This window comes from Actinocorallia populi, assembly GCF_002995495.1.
GTDB lineage: Bacteria > Actinomycetota > Actinomycetes > Streptosporangiales > Streptosporangiaceae > Actinocorallia > Actinocorallia populi.
Genome location: NZ_PVZV01000003.1, coordinates 688,000 through 703,408, shown reverse-complemented (window position 1 = coordinate 703,408; position 15,409 = coordinate 688,000). Strand labels below are relative to the sequence as shown.

Here is a 15,409-nt window from a genome sequence, read left to right as displayed (position 1 = left end):
GACGGCCGGGGCGCGGCGGTCAGTCCCGCCCGTCCGCGGACACGGCGCGGCGGAGCGCCTCGGTCCAGGGGACCCAGCGCGGCTCCGGCCCGGTCTTCGGCCAGGTCATGCCGGCGCACGTGTAGGCGACGGCCGTCCCGGTGGCGGGCTGGGCGTAGGCCAGGCGGCCGCCGGCGCCCGCGTGGCCGAAGGAGCCGGGACCGAGCATGGGGAGGCCCCTGCGCGGCAGCTCGTAGCCGAGGCCGAACCGGGCCGGATCATCCGACGGCAGGCGGTCGAAGGGCGCGGGCGCGGGAAGGCCGTCGGTCTGCGGGGCGACGGCCCGCGCCACGGCGGCGGGGTCCAGGAGGCGGACGCCGTCCACCTCGCCGATGGTCGCGGCGTACATGCGGGCCAGGGAGCGGGCGTTGGAGACGCCGTTGGCCGCCGGGACCTGCGCGGCGTGCGCCCGGCGGGTGTTGAAGCCGGAGATCGACGCGTCGACGGCCAGGTGGGCGCCGACGGTGGCGCCGACCAGCGGGTCGTCCGGATCGAACCCCCAGCCGGAGAGCAGGGCGACGGCCTCGGCCTCGGTGGTCGGCGGCCGGTCGGAGTGCTGGGGGACGAACCTGTGCTCCTGCTCCTCGGGCAGGCCGATCCACAGGTCCAGGCCCAGCGGCCGGCAGACCAGCTCCGCCACCAGCTCGCCCGGCGTCCGGCCGGCGGCCCGGCGGACGACCTCGCCGACCAGGTGGCCGTAGGTGAAGGTGTGGTACCAGGCGGCGGTGCCCGGCTCCCAGAGCGGGGCCGCCTCCGCCAGCGCGTGCACGCAGGCGTCCCAGTCGAACCAGTCGGGCTCGCCGCCGCGGACGAGACCTGACAGGCCCGACCGGTGGGCGAGCAGGTCCGACACGGTGATCCCCGCCTTGCCGCGCGCGGCGAACTCGGGCCAGTACGCGGCGACCGGGGCGTCCAGGTCCAGCAGGCCCCGCCGGGCGAGCATGTGGACGCACGTGGCGAGCACGCCCTTGGTGACCGACATGACGACGGTCAGCGTGTCGCCGTCGACCGCGCGCCCGGACACCGGGTCGCCGCCGGCCCACAGGTCCACCACGAGCTCGCCGTCCTGGTAGACGGCGAGCTGGGCGGCGCCCCCGTCGTCGCGCTGCCCCAGCGCGAAGCCCTCGCGGACCTCTTCGAAACCGGGCACGGCGGTGCCGTGGATCTCGGCCATGGGAACCCTTCCTCGGGGAGCTCAGCCGCCGTCGGACGGCTTGAGGAGACGCAGGACGTCGGCGACCGGTGTGCGCATGTCGAGGGACCGGTCCGACAACCACTGGAGCTGGATGCCGTCGGCGACGGCCAGCAGCAGGACGGCGAGGCGCTCCGCGGGGATCGGCGAGGCGAACTGCCCTTCGTCCATGGCCTCCTGGACGCGCCGGGCCAGCATCGCGCGCAGCTCCTCGTAGCGCCGGGGGAAGAACTCGGCGGCCGGGTGCCCGTGCTCTCCCGCGCTCGCGGCCAGGGAGACGAACAGCTCCACCAGGCCGGGGGTGCGCATGCCCTCGCGGAGGGTGTCGAGCGAGCCGCCGAGGCCGGTGAGCTCGGCCAGCCGCTCCTTCTCCACCTCGTCGCGCCTGCGGAGGACCTGCACGAGCAGGTCCTCCTTGGACTCGAAGTAGTGCATGACGCCCGGCAGGCTCAGCCCGCACCGGGCGGCGACCTTGCGCAGCGACGTCCCCCGGTACCCCTCCTCGGCGAAGATCTCCAGCGCCGCCTGGAGGATCTCGGCGCGCTTGGTCTCGCCCTTCCGGTAGGGGCCGCGCTTGGTCATGACCCGCACTCTAATGCGTGGCGGTCCCGCGCACCGCGGCCACCAGTTCGGCGACGGTCTCGGGGCTCAGGCCGATGCCGAAGGTGGAGAACTTGATGAGGGGGATGCCGCGGGCGAGGCCGATCAGCGGGGAGTCCTCGCGCGCCAGCCCCGCGGCTCCCGCGCGCTTCAGGTGCTCGCCCAGGACCCTCCTGCCGTCCGGGTGGTCCAGCCACTCGCCGAGCGTGGACATCGGCCCGAGCTCGTCGACCAGGCCGTCGCCGGGCGTGGTGGCCTCGGCGCGCAGCCGGATGTCGCGGGAGGAGGCGCCGATCTCCACGGTGAACGCGCCGGGGTCGACGCGCCAGCAGTGCCGGGACGGGGACCAGCGGGCGAGGTCGCGTCCGGTGAGGGTGAAGGAGACGCGCCGGGACTCCCCGGCCGCCAGCCCCACCTTGGTGAAGCCGCGCAGTTCGTGCCGGGGGCGGGAGGGGGCCTCCTCGGTGAAGGCGGTGTAGAGCTGCACCACCTCGTGCGCGAACCGGTCGCCGGTGTTGGTGACGGTCGCCTCGACGGTCCAGGCGTCATCACCGGTCCCGGTGACCTCGAGGTCGGCGTAGGCGAAGCGGGAGTAGCTCAGCCCGTGGCCGAAGGGGTAGGCGACCTCGACGTCGAGGGTGTCGTAGTGGCGGTAGCCCACATAGCGGCCCTCGCCGTGGACGACGTGCCCGTCGGATCCGGGGAAGTGCAGGTGGGAGGGGGTGTCGGCGAGGCGGAGCGGGATGGTCTCGGTCAGCCGCCCGGACGGGCTGTGGAAGCCCAGGAGCAGGTCGGCCAGCGCGGCACCGCCCGCCTGCCCGGCCAGCCAGCCCTCCAGGATCGCCCCGGCGGAGTCCTGCCAGGACGCGACGTCGACGACGCCGCCGTTGGCCAGCACCACCGCGACCCGGGGGCAGGCGGCCGAGACCGCCCGCAGCACCTCGATCTGGTCGGCGGGCAGCGCGAGCGTGGTGCGGTCGTAGCCCTCGGACTCGGCCCGGTCGGGCAGCCCGAGGAACACCAGGGCGGTGTCGGCCCGGCGGGCCGCGGCGACGGCCTCGGCGAGCAGTTCGGCGTCGGGCGTCCCGTCGAGGGTGAAGCCCGGCGCGAAGGCCAGTTCGGTGGCGGGGCCGACGGCGGCCCGCAGCGCGTCCCAGGAGTTCTCCAGCCGGGTGGGCACGACGTGGGAGCTGCCGTGCCCCTGGTAGCGGGGGGTGCGGGCGAACTCGCCGATGACCGCGACGCGCTGGGCGGCCGCGGGGTCGAGCGGCAGGAGGCCGTCGTCGTTCTTCAGCAGCACGGCCGCCGACCGGGCGGCCTCGCGGGCCAGCTCGTGGTGGGCGTCGACGTCCCAGCCGTCGTGGCGCGGGATGTCCTGGACGCGCCGCACCAGCCGGATGACGCGTTCGGCGGCGGCGTCGACCAGCGCCTCGTCCAGGTCGCCGGCGCGGACCGCCGCGGTGATCCGCTCGTCGGTGCCGGTGGGCGGCATCTCCAGGTCCAGGCCCGCGGCCAGCGAGGCGACCCGGTCGTTGACGGCGCCCCAGTCGGACATCACCAGCCCGTCGAAGCCCCACTCCTCGCGCAGGAGCTCGGTCAGCAGCCACCGGTTCTCGCTCGCGTACACGCCGTTGATCTTGTTGTAGGAGGTCATCACCGCGTACGGCCGCGCCTCGCGCACGATGCGTTCGAACGCCGGCAGGTAGATCTCGCGCAGCGTCCGCTCGTCGACGTCCGCGCTGACGCGCATCCGGTCGGTCTCCTGGTTGTTGACCGCGAAGTGCTTGACGCAGGCGCCGACGCCCAGCGACTGGATCCCGGTGACCAGCGCGGCGCCCATCACCCCGCTGATCAGCGGGTCCTCGGAGAAGTACTCGAAGTTGCGTCCGCACAGGGGGGAGCGCTTGATGTTCACCCCGGGGCCCAGGACGACGTGGACGCCCAGCGCGGAGGCCTCGGCGGCCAGCGCCTCCCCGATCCGGCGGGCCAGCTCCGCGTCCCAGGACGAGCCGAGCGTGACGGCGGGCGGGAAGCAGGTCGCGGGGATGCTGTGGCGCAGTCCGAGCGCGTCGCCCGAGGCGGGGTCCTGCCGGCGGATGCCGTGCGGGCCGTCGGCCAGGACGACCGCGGGCACCCGGTCGCCGACGGCGGCCGTCTCCCACGTGCTGTCGCCCGAGGTCAGGGACGCCTTCTCGGCCAGGGTGAGGTCGCTGGGTGCGGGGAGGTTCATACGTTCGGGCCTCTGGTCGTCACGGGTGGTGGGAAGGCTCCGGCGGCGCGCCGGAGTGGAGGTTGGGGAAGGCCGGCACGTCGCTGAAGTCCAGGCCGAGCCGGGCGAAGAAGGCGACCATGGCGGCGCGCATGTCGACCGCGTCGGGCTCCAGGAGCCACTGGGTCTGCAGGCCGTCCATCTGGGCCAGGAGCATCTGCGCGGTCAGCGCGGGGTCGTAGCCGCCGGGCGGGTCGGTGCGGGCGGCCAGCGCGGTGAAGGCGCGGGTCAGGCGGTCGCGCAGCAGCCGGTACCGCTCGACGAAGTAGCGGTGGGCGGGGTGCTCGGGATCGGCGGCCTCGGCCGAGATCTTGGCGTGGAGGCCGACGAGGCCGGGGGTGTTCATGTTGCGGTGGGCGATGCCGACGAGCTGGGCCAGGAAGTCCCTCGGCTCGGTGTCGGGGTCGAGCCGGAAGATCACGTGGGCGTCCTCGCGGTCGCGCCGCCCCAGCACCTCGATGAGCAGCGCCTCCTTGCCGGGGAAGTGGTGCAGCAGCCCGGCGTGGGTCATCCCGGCCCGGGCGGCGATGTCCCGCAGCGAGACCGCGTGGAAGCCGGAGCCGGAGAACAGCTCGGCGGCGGCGTCCAGGACGCGGGCGCGGGTGCGTTCGCCCTTCGTCGGCTTCGCCGGCTTCGTCGGACTGGTCTGGTCGGTCACGGAGGGCTCCTGAGGTGCTGCTCGGCTCGGTGAGGGTCGCCGTAAGACATTACGACCTTGGTGATCACCCCAGGTCGAGAGCGGAACTTACCACTTGGTAGATTTCATGGCGCAAAACCTACCACGTGGTTAGTTCCGTGTGTATGCTCGCCCAACATCCAGACAGAATCCCCCATTTCCGCCCCTGATCCGGAGTGAGTGACATGCAGAGATCCGCGAAGACCGCCCTGGTCGCCGCCGCCCTCACCACAGCCTTCGCCCTGTCGGGGTGCGCCGACACGAGCGGCGGGTCCGGCGGATCCGACGACACCCTGGACATTGCGACGCTGACCAAGCCGCAGAGCCTGGACCCCAAGGTCGCCAACGGCAGCGCCCTCCCGTTCTTCCAGGCGGTGTACGACACCCTCGTCAAGCGCGAGCCCGACGGCACCTACAGCCCGATGCTCGCCACCGAGTGGGCCTTCGACGAGGCCGGCACCGAGCTCACCCTGACGCTGCGCACCGGCGTGAAGTTCCAGGACGGCACCGCGTTCGACGCCGAGGCGGTCAAGGCCAACCTCGAGCGGTTCAAGAAGGGCGGCGGCGCCGACGCCACCGACCTGGCGGCCGTCACCTCCATCGAGGTCGTCGACGCCACCCACGTCAAGCTCGTCCTCGCCCAGCCCGACCCCGGCCTGCTGTTCTACCTCAGCGACTCCGCCGGGCTGATGGCCAGCCCCGCCGCCTTCGCCAAGGAGGAGGAGCTGAAGACCAAGCCGGTCGGCACCGGCCCCTACCGGCTCGACGCGGCCAAGACCGTCGTCGGCACCAAGTGGGTCTACACCCGCTCGCCCGACTACTGGGGCGAGAAGCCGCCCTACGGCACGGTCACCATGTCCGTCTTCGACAACGAGACGGCCATCGTCAACGGCCTCAAGACCGACCAGATCGACACCGCCCTGCTCCAGGACGTCGGCCAGCAGGTCAGCATGAAGTCCGACCCGAACGTCACCACCACCGACGTGAACTTCGACTTCCAGGGCATCCTGCTGTTCGACCGCGGCGGGAAGGTCACGCCCGCGCTGGGCGACGCCCGCGTCCGGCAGGCCCTCAACCACGCGGTGGACCGCGAGACCATGCTCTCGGCGCTGCGCCAGGGCCGCGGCGAGGTCACCGCCCAGGTGTTCGGGCCCGAGACCGCCGCCTACGACCCCGCGCTGGACACCGCCTACCCGCACGACCCGGAGAAGGCCAAGGCGCTGCTGAAGGAGGCCGGCTACGAGAAGGGCTTCAAGCTGCGCCTGCCGCGGGTCACCGCCATCGTCAACGACGCCCTCGCCGCGTCCCTGAAGTCCGACCTCGAGAAGATCGGCGTCGAACTCGTGTGGGACGCCCCCGACCCCGCCGTGCTCCAGAAGGTCTTCGTGAACAAGGAGTACTCGGGCATGGTCATGAACATGGGGCTGGACACCGTCGACGGGATCGTGCTGCGCACCCTGGTCCTGCCCGGCACCTTCAACATGTTCGGCACCACCGACGACACGGTGAAGAAGCTGGTCGGCTCCGTCCAGGCGAAGCCCGACGCGGCCGAGGCCGACCTGAAGGCGCTCAACGAGCACCTCGTCGAGCAGGGCTGGTACCTGCCCTTCTACCGGATGAGCTACCTGCTGGTGTCCGACAAGGACGTCAAGGCGACGCCGCAGTCGGGCATGGCCGTCCCGTCCATCTACAACTACAGCCCCGCCTGATCCGGACATCATGCTGACGTTCATCGCACGCCGGCTCGCCGCCGGCGTGTTCCTCCTCTTCGTCATCTCCCTGCTGGCGTACCTGCTGCTGTCGATCCCCGACCTCGACGTGGCCCGCCAGCTCCTGGGCAGCGGGGCCGGCCAGGCGGAGGTCGCGGCCAAGAACCACGAGCTCGGCCTGGACCGGCCCGTCCTCGCCCAGTACCTGGACTGGCTCGCGCACGCCCTGCGCGGCGACTTCGGGACCTCCTGGTTCAGCGGCGAGGACGTCACCCAGGCCCTGCGCAACCGGCTGCCGGTCACCGCCAGCCTGATGGTCAGCGTCACCCTCATCACGACCGTCGTCTCGTTCCTGCTCGGCGTCTGGGCCGGGGTGCGGCGCGGCGCCGTCGACCGGTTCGTCCAGGTCCTCGGCGTGGTCGGGTACGCCCTGCCGGGCTTCCTGGTGACGCTGGTGATCGTGCTGGTGTTCGCCGTCCAGCTGCGCTGGTTCCCCGCGATCGGCTACACGGGGCTGACCGAGTCGGCCTCCGGCTGGCTGTCCACCATCGCCCTGCCGGTGCTCTCGCTGTCGATCGGATCGATCGCCGGGGTCTCCCAGCAGGTGCGCGGCTCGGTCATCGAGGTGCTGCGCCAGGACTACGTGCGCACCCTGCGCGCCCGCGGCCTGTCCCCGGCCCGGATCGTGTTCCGGCACGTGCTGCGCAACGCCTCCGCGCCCGCGCTGGCCGTGCTCGGCATGCAGTTCGTCGGCCTGCTCGGCGGCGCGGTGCTGGTCGAGCAGATCTTCGGGCTGCCCGGGATCGGCAGCATGACGGTCAGCTACACCACCCGCGGCGACATCCCCGTGATCATGGCGCTGGTCGTGTTCACCGTCATCGGGGTCGTCCTGATCAACCTGATCGTCGACATCCTCATCGGCTGGCTCAACCCGAAGGCGAGGACCTCATGAGCGGCACACCCGCGCCCCGCAGGGGCGTGCCGGGCAGGCTGCTGCGCCACCCGCTCGGCCTGGTCTCGGCGCTCGTCCTGGGCCTCATCGTCCTGGCCGTGCTGCTCGCACCGGTCCTGGCCGCCCAGGGGCCCGGTGTCTCCGAGCTGCGCGACTCCTTCCGGGGACCGTCCGGCGGGCACCCGTTCGGCTTCGACTCCGCCGGGCGCGACGTGCTGTCCCGGCTGCTGTACGGCGGACGGACCACGCTCGGCGGGGCGGTGCTCTCGGTGGTGGTGGCGCTGACGCTCGGCGTCCCGGCGGGGCTGGCCGCCGGGTACTACGGCCGCTGGTTCGACGGTGTCGCGAGCTGGGTCTCCGACCTCATCATGGCGCTGCCCGCGATGGTCGTCCTGCTGGCCTCCCGCGCGGTGCTCGGCTCCACCGCCTGGGTGCTCATGGTCGTGCTGGGGTTCCTGGTCGCGCCCGCCTTCTTCCGGCTGGTGCGCGGCATCGTGGTCCAGGTGCGGGGTGAGCTGTACGTCGACGCCGCCCGGGTCTCCGGCCTGCGCGACGCCCGGATCATCTCCCGGCACGTCCTCATCGTCGTGCGCGGCCCGATCATCATCCAGATCGCGCTGGTCGCGGGCGTGGCGATCGGGCTGCAGGCGGGCCTGGAGTTCCTCGGCATCGGCAGCGGCGACGGAGCCCCCACCTGGGGCGCCATGCTCAACGAGGCCTTCCAGAACATCCAGCGCGCACCCCTGCTGCTGCTCTGGCCGGGACTGGCGCTCGGGCTGTCCAGCGGTGCGCTCGTCCTGCTGGCGGCCGCGCTGCGCGACGTGCTGGAGGACCGCGGCGGGAGCACCGACCGCGCCGTCCGCCGCACGGCCGAGGCCCCGGTCGCGCCGGAGCCGGCCGCCGGCGACGAGCGCGCCGCCCTGCTGTCGGTGCGCGGCCTGGCCGTGGCCTACACGCTCCCGGACGGGAGCGACCGCGAGGTCGTCCACGGGGTGGACCTGGACGTGCGGCCCGGGGAGGTCGTCGGGCTGGTGGGGGAGTCGGGGTCGGGCAAGACCCAGACCGCCTTCTCCGTCCTGGGGCTCCTGCCCGAAGGCGGACGGGTGTCCCGCGGCAGCGTCCTCATCGAGGGGCAGGAGGTCGTCGGGCTGTCCGAGCGGCGGCACCGCGCCCTGCGCGGAGACGTGGTGGCCTACGTGCCGCAGGAGCCGATGAGCAACCTCGATCCGGCGTTCACCATCGGCGCCCAGCTCGTCGAGCCGATCCGCTGCAAGCTCGGCCTCTCCCGCAAGGAGGCGGCCGCGCGGGCGCTGGAACTGCTGCGGATGGTGGAGATCGCCGACCCCGAGCGGGCGTTCCGCTCCTACCCGCACCAGATCTCCGGCGGCATGGCCCAGCGGGTGCTCATCGCGGGGGCGATGTCGTGCGAGCCGCGGCTGCTCATCGCCGACGAGCCGACCACCGCGCTCGACGTCCGGGTCCAGGCCGAGATCCTGGCACTGCTGCGCAGGCTGCAGCGGGAACGCGACCTCGGGATCCTGCTGGTCACCCACAACCTCGGCGTCGTGGCCGACCTGTGCGACCGCGTCGCCGTCATGCGCGAGGGGCGGATCGTGGAGAGCGGCACGGCCGAGCAGGTCCTGCACGCGCCCGCCGACCCCTACACCCGCGGGCTCCTGGACGCGGTGCTCGACCACGTCCCCGCCCGCCCGGCCTGGCGACCGCGAAAGGCGACGACATGAGCACCCACCAGCCGTACGGATCAGACCGGTCCGGGGGACGACCCCCGGGCCCCCGGGAGCCGGTTCGGCCGCTGCTGGAGGTCGCGGGCCTGGAGGTCTCCTTCGCCGCGCGCCGCCGCACCCGCACCCGGGTGCTGAAGGGCGTCTCCTTCGACATCCGCCCCGCCGAGACCTTCGGCCTGGTCGGGGAGTCGGGATCGGGCAAGACGACGATCGGGCGGGCCGTCCTCGGCCTCGTCCCCGTCCAGGCCGGGACGATCACCTTCGACGGGGAGCGCATCGAGCGCGCCGCCCCGCGCCGGCGCCGCGAGCTCAGCCGCGACCTCCAGGTGATCTTCCAGGACCCGTACACCTCGCTGAATCCGTCCTTCAGCATCGGCGACACCCTGATGGAGCCCCTGATCGCCCAGGGGACCGCCGACCGCGAGGCCAGGGGCAGGGTCGGCGAGCTGCTGGAACGCGTCAGGCTCCCCGCGGACGCCGCCGACCGCCTGCCCCGGGAGTTCTCCGGCGGCCAGCGCCAGCGCGTCGCCATCGCACGGGCCCTGGCGCTGCGTCCGAAGCTCATCGTCTGCGACGAGCCGGTCTCCGCGCTGGACCTCACCACCCAGCACACGGTCCTGGAGCTCCTCCTGGAGATCCAGGAGCAGACGGCCGTCTCCTACCTCTTCGTCTCCCACGACCTGTCGGTCGTCCGCTACATGAGCCATCGCGTCGCGGTGATCCATCAGGGAGAACTCGTGGAGACCGGCGAGGCCGACCAGGTCACCGCCCGCCCCGAGCACCCCTACACCCGGGCCCTCATGTTGTCGGCCCCGGTGGCCGACGTGCACGAGCAGCGCAGGCGCAGGCGGGAGCTCGCCCAGGAGACCGGGGTCTCCTGAGCGGCTCCGCCACCTGACCGCCGGCGAAGGGCGGCCACCCCCGGGTGGCCGCCCTTCGCGCGCTCAGGGCCAGTCGACCTCCGTCGTCGGCATGAAGTCCAGGCCGCGTTCGCGCCACAGGCGGGCCAGGCCGGAGAGGGTCTCGCGGTGGGTCTCCCACGGCTCGGGGGAGCCGGTCCAGGCGGTGCCGGCGAGCGAGGCGAGGCGGGGGAGCAGCAGGAAGGCGAGGTCGTCGAGGCCGTGGAGCGACTCGCCGAAGACGGTCGCCTCGATCCCGGCGATCTGGTGGGGGAGGAGCCCGTAGGAGGCGGGGTCCCAGGCCGCGGTGTGGCGCACGTCGCGCGGGCGGTAGTTGAAGCCCAGCCGCGCGGACCGCTCGCGGTGCTCCTCGGGGACGACCGAGGAGTCGTAGGGGCGGTCCAGGTAGAGGTGGGACTGCGGGGACAGCAGGACGCGGCCTCCGCCGTCGGTGATGCGCTTCAGGTCGTCGTCCGTGGGGGCGAAGAAGCGCTTCAGCGCGACGATGAAGGCCATCGTGTGACCGGCCTTGAGGATGTCCGGGCGGGCGGCGCGCTCCTCCTCGTTCGCCGGGAGGTCCATCATCGGGACGTCCACCCACCACTGGCAGACGTCCTCGGGCGTGGTCCCGGCGCGGGCGGACTCCTGCCAGCCCAGGGGGCGCTTGCCCGCCGCCCGGACGGCCGCCCGGGACGACCGCACCGCTTCGGCGAAGGACTCGCCGTCGATGCCGAAGGCCTCGTCTCCGCCGATGTGGACGTACGGGCCGTCGGTGAGGCGGGCGGTCTCGGTCAGCACTTCGGCGACGAACGCGCGGGAGGCCGGGTCGTGCGGGTCGAGCGGGGGAGTGATGGGCGCGTCGGCCGGCATCCAGGAGGGGCGGGGCATCGTCCCGAGATCCGGGTAGGCGCGCATGACCGCGAAGGTGTGGCCCGGCAGGTCGATCTCCGGGACGATCGTCACGAACCTGGCGGCGGCGTAGTCCTGCAGCTCCCGGTACTGGGCCGCGGTGTAGAAGGCACCCTCCTGCCCCTCGGTGAGGAGGGGGCGGCCGGCCATCTCCAGGCGCCAGCCCTCGTTGTCGGTGAGGTGCAGGTGCAGGACGTTCAGGTGGTGGAGGGCGGCCAGGTCGATCAGGCGGCGCACGTCCTCGACCGGGAGGAAGCGGCGGGCCGGGTCCACCAGCAGGCCGCGCCAGGCGTAGCGCGGGCCGTCCTGCACGCGGCCGCCGCCGGGCTCCCCGTCCGGGGCCGCCGCCATCGCGCGCACCGCGGCGACGGCGGCGCGGAAGACGCCTTCGGGGGTGCGGGCGGTGCAGACGATCTCGTCCGGGGCGAGCAGCAGCTCGTGGTGCTCGTCCGGCCGCTCGTCCCCGCGCGGCGAGATGCCCAGCGTCTCCGGGCCCGTGCCGCATTCGCCCAGGACCAGGCGGATCGTCCCCGGCACCCGGCCGTCCCGCGCCGGCCGGGACAGGTGCGGGGCCAGCAGGGATTCCAGTACTCCGGCGGTGCCGCGCAGCGCGGGCTCCGCGGTGGCGATCTTCCAGGCGCGGGAGAGGGCGCTGCGTCTTTCGGTGCTCATGGCGGGAGTGTACTCTGAAAACCGTTCACTGTACGGTTTTCATTATCCGCAGGCGAGGAGCCGGGCATGCCGGAGCACACGTTCACCTTCCCCGAGGGCTTCCTTTTCGGGGCCTCGACGGCCGCGCACCAGATCGAGGGCAACAACGTCAACAGCGACTGGTGGGCGTTCGAGAACCGCGAGGGCAGCGGGGTGGAGGAGCCGAGCGGGGACGCCGCCGACAGCTACCACCGCTGGCCCGAGGACATGGACCTGCTGCGCGACCTCGGCTTCACCGCCTACCGCTTCAGCGTCGAGTGGGCGCGGATCGAACCCGAGCCCGGTCGCTTCTCCCAGGCGGCGCTGGACCACTACCGCCGGATGATCGACGGCGCGCACGCCCGCGGCCTGGAGCCGGTGGTCACGCTCCACCACTTCACCTCGCCCCGCTGGTTCTCCGCGGCCGGAGGCTGGACGGCGCCCGACGCCGCCCAGCGGTTCACCGCCTACGCCCAGGCCGTCGCCCCCATCCTCGAAGGACGGGTCCGCTACGTCGCGACCATCAACGAGCCCAACATGGTCGCCCTGATGCACACCGCGATCCGCCAAGGCGGCGCGGGCGTCGACTTCAAGCTGCTGGAGCCCGAGGACGCCCTCAGCGAGGGCCTGATCGCCGCCCACCACGCCGCCCGCGACGCCCTGCGCGGCGTCTCCTCGCAGTTCCGCATCGGCTGGACGGTGGCCAACCAGGTCTACCAGCCCGAACCCGGCGCGGAGGAGGTCTGCCGCCGCCACGCCTGGCCGCGCGAGGACCGCTTCCTGGAGGCCGCCCGCGACGACGACTGGATCGGCGTCCAGTCCTACACCCGCACCCGCGTCTCAGCCGACGGACCGCTGCCCGTCCCCGCCGACGCGGAGAAGACCATCACCGGCTGGGAGTACTACCCCGCCTCCCTCGGCGAGGCCGTCCGCCACACCGCCCGCGTCGTGGGCCCGCACGTCCCCATCCTGGTGACCGAGAACGGCATCGCCACCGCCGACGACACCCGCCGCGTCGCCTACACCCACGGCGCCCTGGCAGGCCTGGCCGCCGCCATGTCCGAAGGCGCCGACGTCCGCGGCTACCTGCACTGGAGCGCCCTGGACAACTACGAGTGGGGCTCCTACCGCCCCACCTTCGGCCTCATCGCCGTCGACCGCCGCACCTTCGTCCGCACCCCGAAGCCCTCCGCCCGCTGGCTGGGCGACATCTCCCGCACCCGCACCCTCCCCGCCCTCCCGGAGTGAACGCGGGATCTGCGAGGCGCCTTCCCGGACGCCGCGGAGCAGGGCGGGATCCGGTGGCCCCCAGCTGAGGGGTCAGGGAAGGACTCTGTGGCCCGCCGCCTCCAGTGCGGCGGCGGCGGTCTTCTGCAGGCGTTCGGGGGTGAGGACGAGGTCGCCGTGGAAGGTGGAGACGACGAACACCGGCACGGCCGCCTCGGCCAGCGGGGCGACGGCGGAGGCGAGCAGGCCCGGGGTGTCGAGGTCGTGGCCGGTGGCGTACAGGCCCGTCCAGCGTTCGGCCTCGGCCCACGGGGCGGCGTCCCGCACGACCGTGAGGCCCTCGGGCGCGCGGACCAGGGCGATCCAGTCGTCGTCCTCGGGCAGGGTGGTGTGCGGCAGGTGCTCGATCACGAAGGAGGACGGGACGACCCCCAGGGTCAGTGCGGTCATCCGGCCAGTGTAGGAGCGCCGCGCAGCACGAGGAGCGTGATCTCACTGGGGGCGAGGACGCGGAAGGGCGGGCCCCAGAAGCCGGTGCCGCGGCTGGTGTAGAGCCAGGTGCGGTCGTTGCGGCGGGACAGGCCCGCGACGTGCGGCTGGTCGAGGCGGACCAGGAGGTTGAACGGCCAGATCTGACCGCCGTGGGTGTGGCCGGAGAGCTGCAGGTCGACGCCCGCCTCCTCGGCGGCGGGGATCTGCTTGGGCTGGTGGGCCAGGAGCAGGACCGGCAGGGCGGGGTCGGCTCCGTCGAGGGCGGCCGCCAGGTCGGCGCGGTGGCCGGGGTGGCCGGAGTGGTGGGCGGTGGCGTCGTCGACGCCCGCGACGACGATCCGGTCGCCGCCGCGCTCGACGACGGTGTGGCGGTTGTGCAGGTGCTGCCAGCCGAGGCCGTCCAGGTGGGCGATCCAGCCGAGGGGGTCGCCGTAGTACTCGTGGTTGCCGGTGACGTAGACGCGGGCGGCCCTGGCCTGGACGTCGGCGAGCGGGGCGGCCTGTTCGCGGCGCCGTGCGACGGTGCCGTCGGCGATGTCGCCGGTGTGGCAGACGATGTCCGCGTCGAGGGTGTTCACCACCTCGGTGACCTTGCGCGACCAGGCGGCGCGGTCGGTCGGGCCGTAGTGGGTGTCGGTCAGCAGGACCACGCGGGTGCCGTCCAGGCCGGGGCCGAGCCTGGGCAGGACCACGTCCACCCTCTTGACGCGGGGCACCCGCATCGCCTCGGCGTACCCCCAGGCCAGCAGCGCGGCGGAGACGGCGAGGACGGTGAGGGCGGCGGCCCTTCCGGTCTGCTCGACGCCGGCCACGGCCAGCACGGCCCGCAGCACGTTGCCCAGCACGGACCACGTGAAGAGCACCCAGGCGACCCCGATCAGGGTGTCCCCGGCCACGGACATGCCGTCGTGCCCGCTGCGGTGCCCGAGGAGCTTGAATCCGGGCATCGCGACCGCGGCCACCGCGAACAGCACCGACCCGGCAACGAACCACCCCGTCCCCCACCCGGGGGCCGCCACGAGCGTCCACCAGGGGACACCCCACAGCAGACCCATGACGGTCACCAGCACTGCACCGATCGCCAACGGCCGCAGGAAGTTCGGTCGCGCCGCCGCGTCCACCGCCATGGAACACCTCTTTTCCATCAAGGACGCGCAGAGAACGAACCGTTCCCCCCGTCCGTTCCCATTCTCCCCGAGACGAGGGTTTCAGCGGCCCTTCCAGCGCGGTGGCCTCTTCTCCACGAAGGACCGCGGGCCCTCCAGGGCGTCCTCGCTCCACATGCGGCGCTCCTCCCAGACGTAGCGGGTGGCGAAGGCGTCCGCCAGGGGCAGGGCCGAGGAGGTGAGCGCGGCCTCCTTGATCGCGCGTACGGCCAGGGGAGCGCAGGCCAGCAGGTCCTCCAGCCAGGCTTCGACCGCCTTGTCCAGGTCGGCCGCCGGGACGACCTCGTTGACCAGGCCCAGCTCGCAGGCGCGCGACGCGCAGAGGCGGCGGCCGGTGAGGAGGTGGCCGAGCGCGGTGCGGTAGGGCAGCTGGCGGGTCAGCCGGAACACGCCGCCCGCGCCCGCGACGAGCCCCAGCCGCGCCTCGGGGAGGCCGAACTCGGCGTCCTCGGAGGCGACGATGATGTCGCAGGCCAGGGCCAGCTCGAAGCCGCCGCCCAGGGCGTAGCCGCAGACCTTGGCGACGAGCGGCTTGGCGAGGGAGAAACGTTCGGTGAGCCGGGGCCAGCCCGGCCTGCCGCGGCTGCCGAACGTCGCGGGGCGCGCCCGGCCCGCCTCGGTCAGCGCGACGAGCTCCTTGAGGTCCTGGCCGACCGAGAACGCCCGGCCGCCCGCCCCGGACAGCACGCCCACCCACAGGTCGTCGTCCTGCTCGAAGTCGTCCCAGACCTCCGCGAGCTCCTCGTGGGTGCGCAGGTCGAGCGCGTTGAGCACCTCCGGGCGGTTGATGGTCACATACGCGACACGGCCTTCCTTGGCGTACAGGACACGCGACGGCACCGTG

13 protein-coding genes are annotated in these 15,409 nt (G+C 73.3%); 5 read left to right on the top strand and 8 right to left on the bottom strand.

The window, feature by feature from the left end; all coding sequences use genetic code 11:
- Positions 1-19: 19 nt before the first annotated feature.
- From C2865_RS16285 to C2865_RS16270, 4 genes are read right to left on the bottom strand one after another with little or no spacing between them, the layout of a single operon-like run.
- The gene (locus C2865_RS16285) at positions 20-1,213 is read right to left on the bottom strand and encodes a serine hydrolase domain-containing protein (RefSeq protein WP_106399284.1); all 1,194 of its coding nucleotides are present in this window, start codon (positions 1,211-1,213) and stop codon (positions 20-22) included.
- Between the two features lie 21 nt (positions 1,214-1,234).
- Positions 1,235-1,813, bottom strand: a complete 579-nt coding sequence (locus C2865_RS16280; RefSeq protein WP_106399397.1) for a TetR/AcrR family transcriptional regulator — start codon at positions 1,811-1,813, stop codon at positions 1,235-1,237.
- A gap of 10 nt (positions 1,814-1,823) precedes the next feature.
- On the bottom strand, positions 1,824-4,061 hold the full coding sequence (locus C2865_RS16275; protein WP_106399283.1) for a beta-glucosidase: 2,238 nt from the start codon (positions 4,059-4,061) through the stop codon (positions 1,824-1,826).
- A gap of 19 nt (positions 4,062-4,080) precedes the next feature.
- On the bottom strand, positions 4,081-4,758 hold the full coding sequence (locus C2865_RS16270; RefSeq protein ID WP_106399282.1) for a TetR/AcrR family transcriptional regulator: 678 nt from the start codon (positions 4,756-4,758) through the stop codon (positions 4,081-4,083).
- Between the two features lie 203 nt (positions 4,759-4,961).
- Here C2865_RS16270 and C2865_RS16265 point away from each other — a divergent pair, with 203 nt between their 5' ends.
- Genes C2865_RS16265 through C2865_RS16250 form a run of 4 tightly spaced genes read left to right on the top strand, consistent with a single transcriptional unit; the run spans position 4,962 to position 10,063 of the window.
- Positions 4,962-6,485, top strand: coding sequence for an ABC transporter substrate-binding protein (locus tag C2865_RS16265; RefSeq protein WP_106399281.1), 1,524 nt, complete (start codon positions 4,962-4,964; stop codon positions 6,483-6,485).
- Between the two features lie 10 nt (positions 6,486-6,495).
- A complete protein-coding gene (locus C2865_RS16260; RefSeq protein ID WP_106399280.1) occupies positions 6,496-7,437 on the top strand; it encodes an ABC transporter permease in 942 nt (313 codons plus the stop codon).
- Entirely contained in the window at positions 7,434-9,179 is a 1,746-nt protein-coding gene (locus C2865_RS16255) for a dipeptide/oligopeptide/nickel ABC transporter permease/ATP-binding protein (protein ID WP_106399279.1), read from the top strand. Before C2865_RS16260 ends, C2865_RS16255 begins: the two co-directional genes overlap by 4 nt.
- Entirely contained in the window at positions 9,176-10,063 is an 888-nt protein-coding gene (locus C2865_RS16250; protein WP_106399278.1) for an ABC transporter ATP-binding protein, read from the top strand. The genes C2865_RS16255 and C2865_RS16250 overlap by 4 nt, the downstream gene beginning before the upstream one ends.
- 63 nt (positions 10,064-10,126) lie before the next feature.
- Here C2865_RS16250 and C2865_RS16245 read toward each other — a convergent pair whose 3' ends face one another.
- Positions 10,127-11,662: a family 20 glycosylhydrolase gene (locus tag C2865_RS16245; protein WP_106399277.1), complete on the bottom strand. Its 1,536-nt coding sequence runs from the start codon at positions 11,660-11,662 to the stop codon at positions 10,127-10,129.
- A 66-nt stretch (positions 11,663-11,728) separates the two neighbouring features.
- Between C2865_RS16245 and C2865_RS16240 the strand changes: the two genes are divergently transcribed.
- Positions 11,729-12,928: a glycoside hydrolase family 1 protein gene (locus tag C2865_RS16240; RefSeq protein ID WP_106399276.1), complete on the top strand. Its 1,200-nt coding sequence runs from the start codon at positions 11,729-11,731 to the stop codon at positions 12,926-12,928.
- A gap of 72 nt (positions 12,929-13,000) precedes the next feature.
- On the opposite strand, the gene C2865_RS16235 is transcribed toward C2865_RS16240, so the two are convergent.
- The 3 genes from C2865_RS16235 to dpgD form a co-directional block, all read right to left on the bottom strand.
- Complete coding sequence (locus C2865_RS16235) at positions 13,001-13,357, bottom strand: ACT domain-containing protein (protein WP_106399275.1); 357 nt, start codon at positions 13,355-13,357, stop codon at positions 13,001-13,003.
- The gene (locus C2865_RS16230) at positions 13,354-14,526 is read right to left on the bottom strand and encodes a metallophosphoesterase (RefSeq protein WP_198653357.1); all 1,173 of its coding nucleotides are present in this window, start codon (positions 14,524-14,526) and stop codon (positions 13,354-13,356) included. The genes C2865_RS16235 and C2865_RS16230 overlap by 4 nt, the downstream gene beginning before the upstream one ends.
- An 81-nt stretch (positions 14,527-14,607) precedes the next feature.
- Entirely contained in the window at positions 14,608-15,405 is a 798-nt protein-coding gene (gene dpgD / locus C2865_RS16225) for an enoyl-CoA-hydratase DpgD (protein WP_232835631.1), read from the bottom strand.
- Between the last annotated feature and the right edge of the window lie 4 nt (positions 15,406-15,409).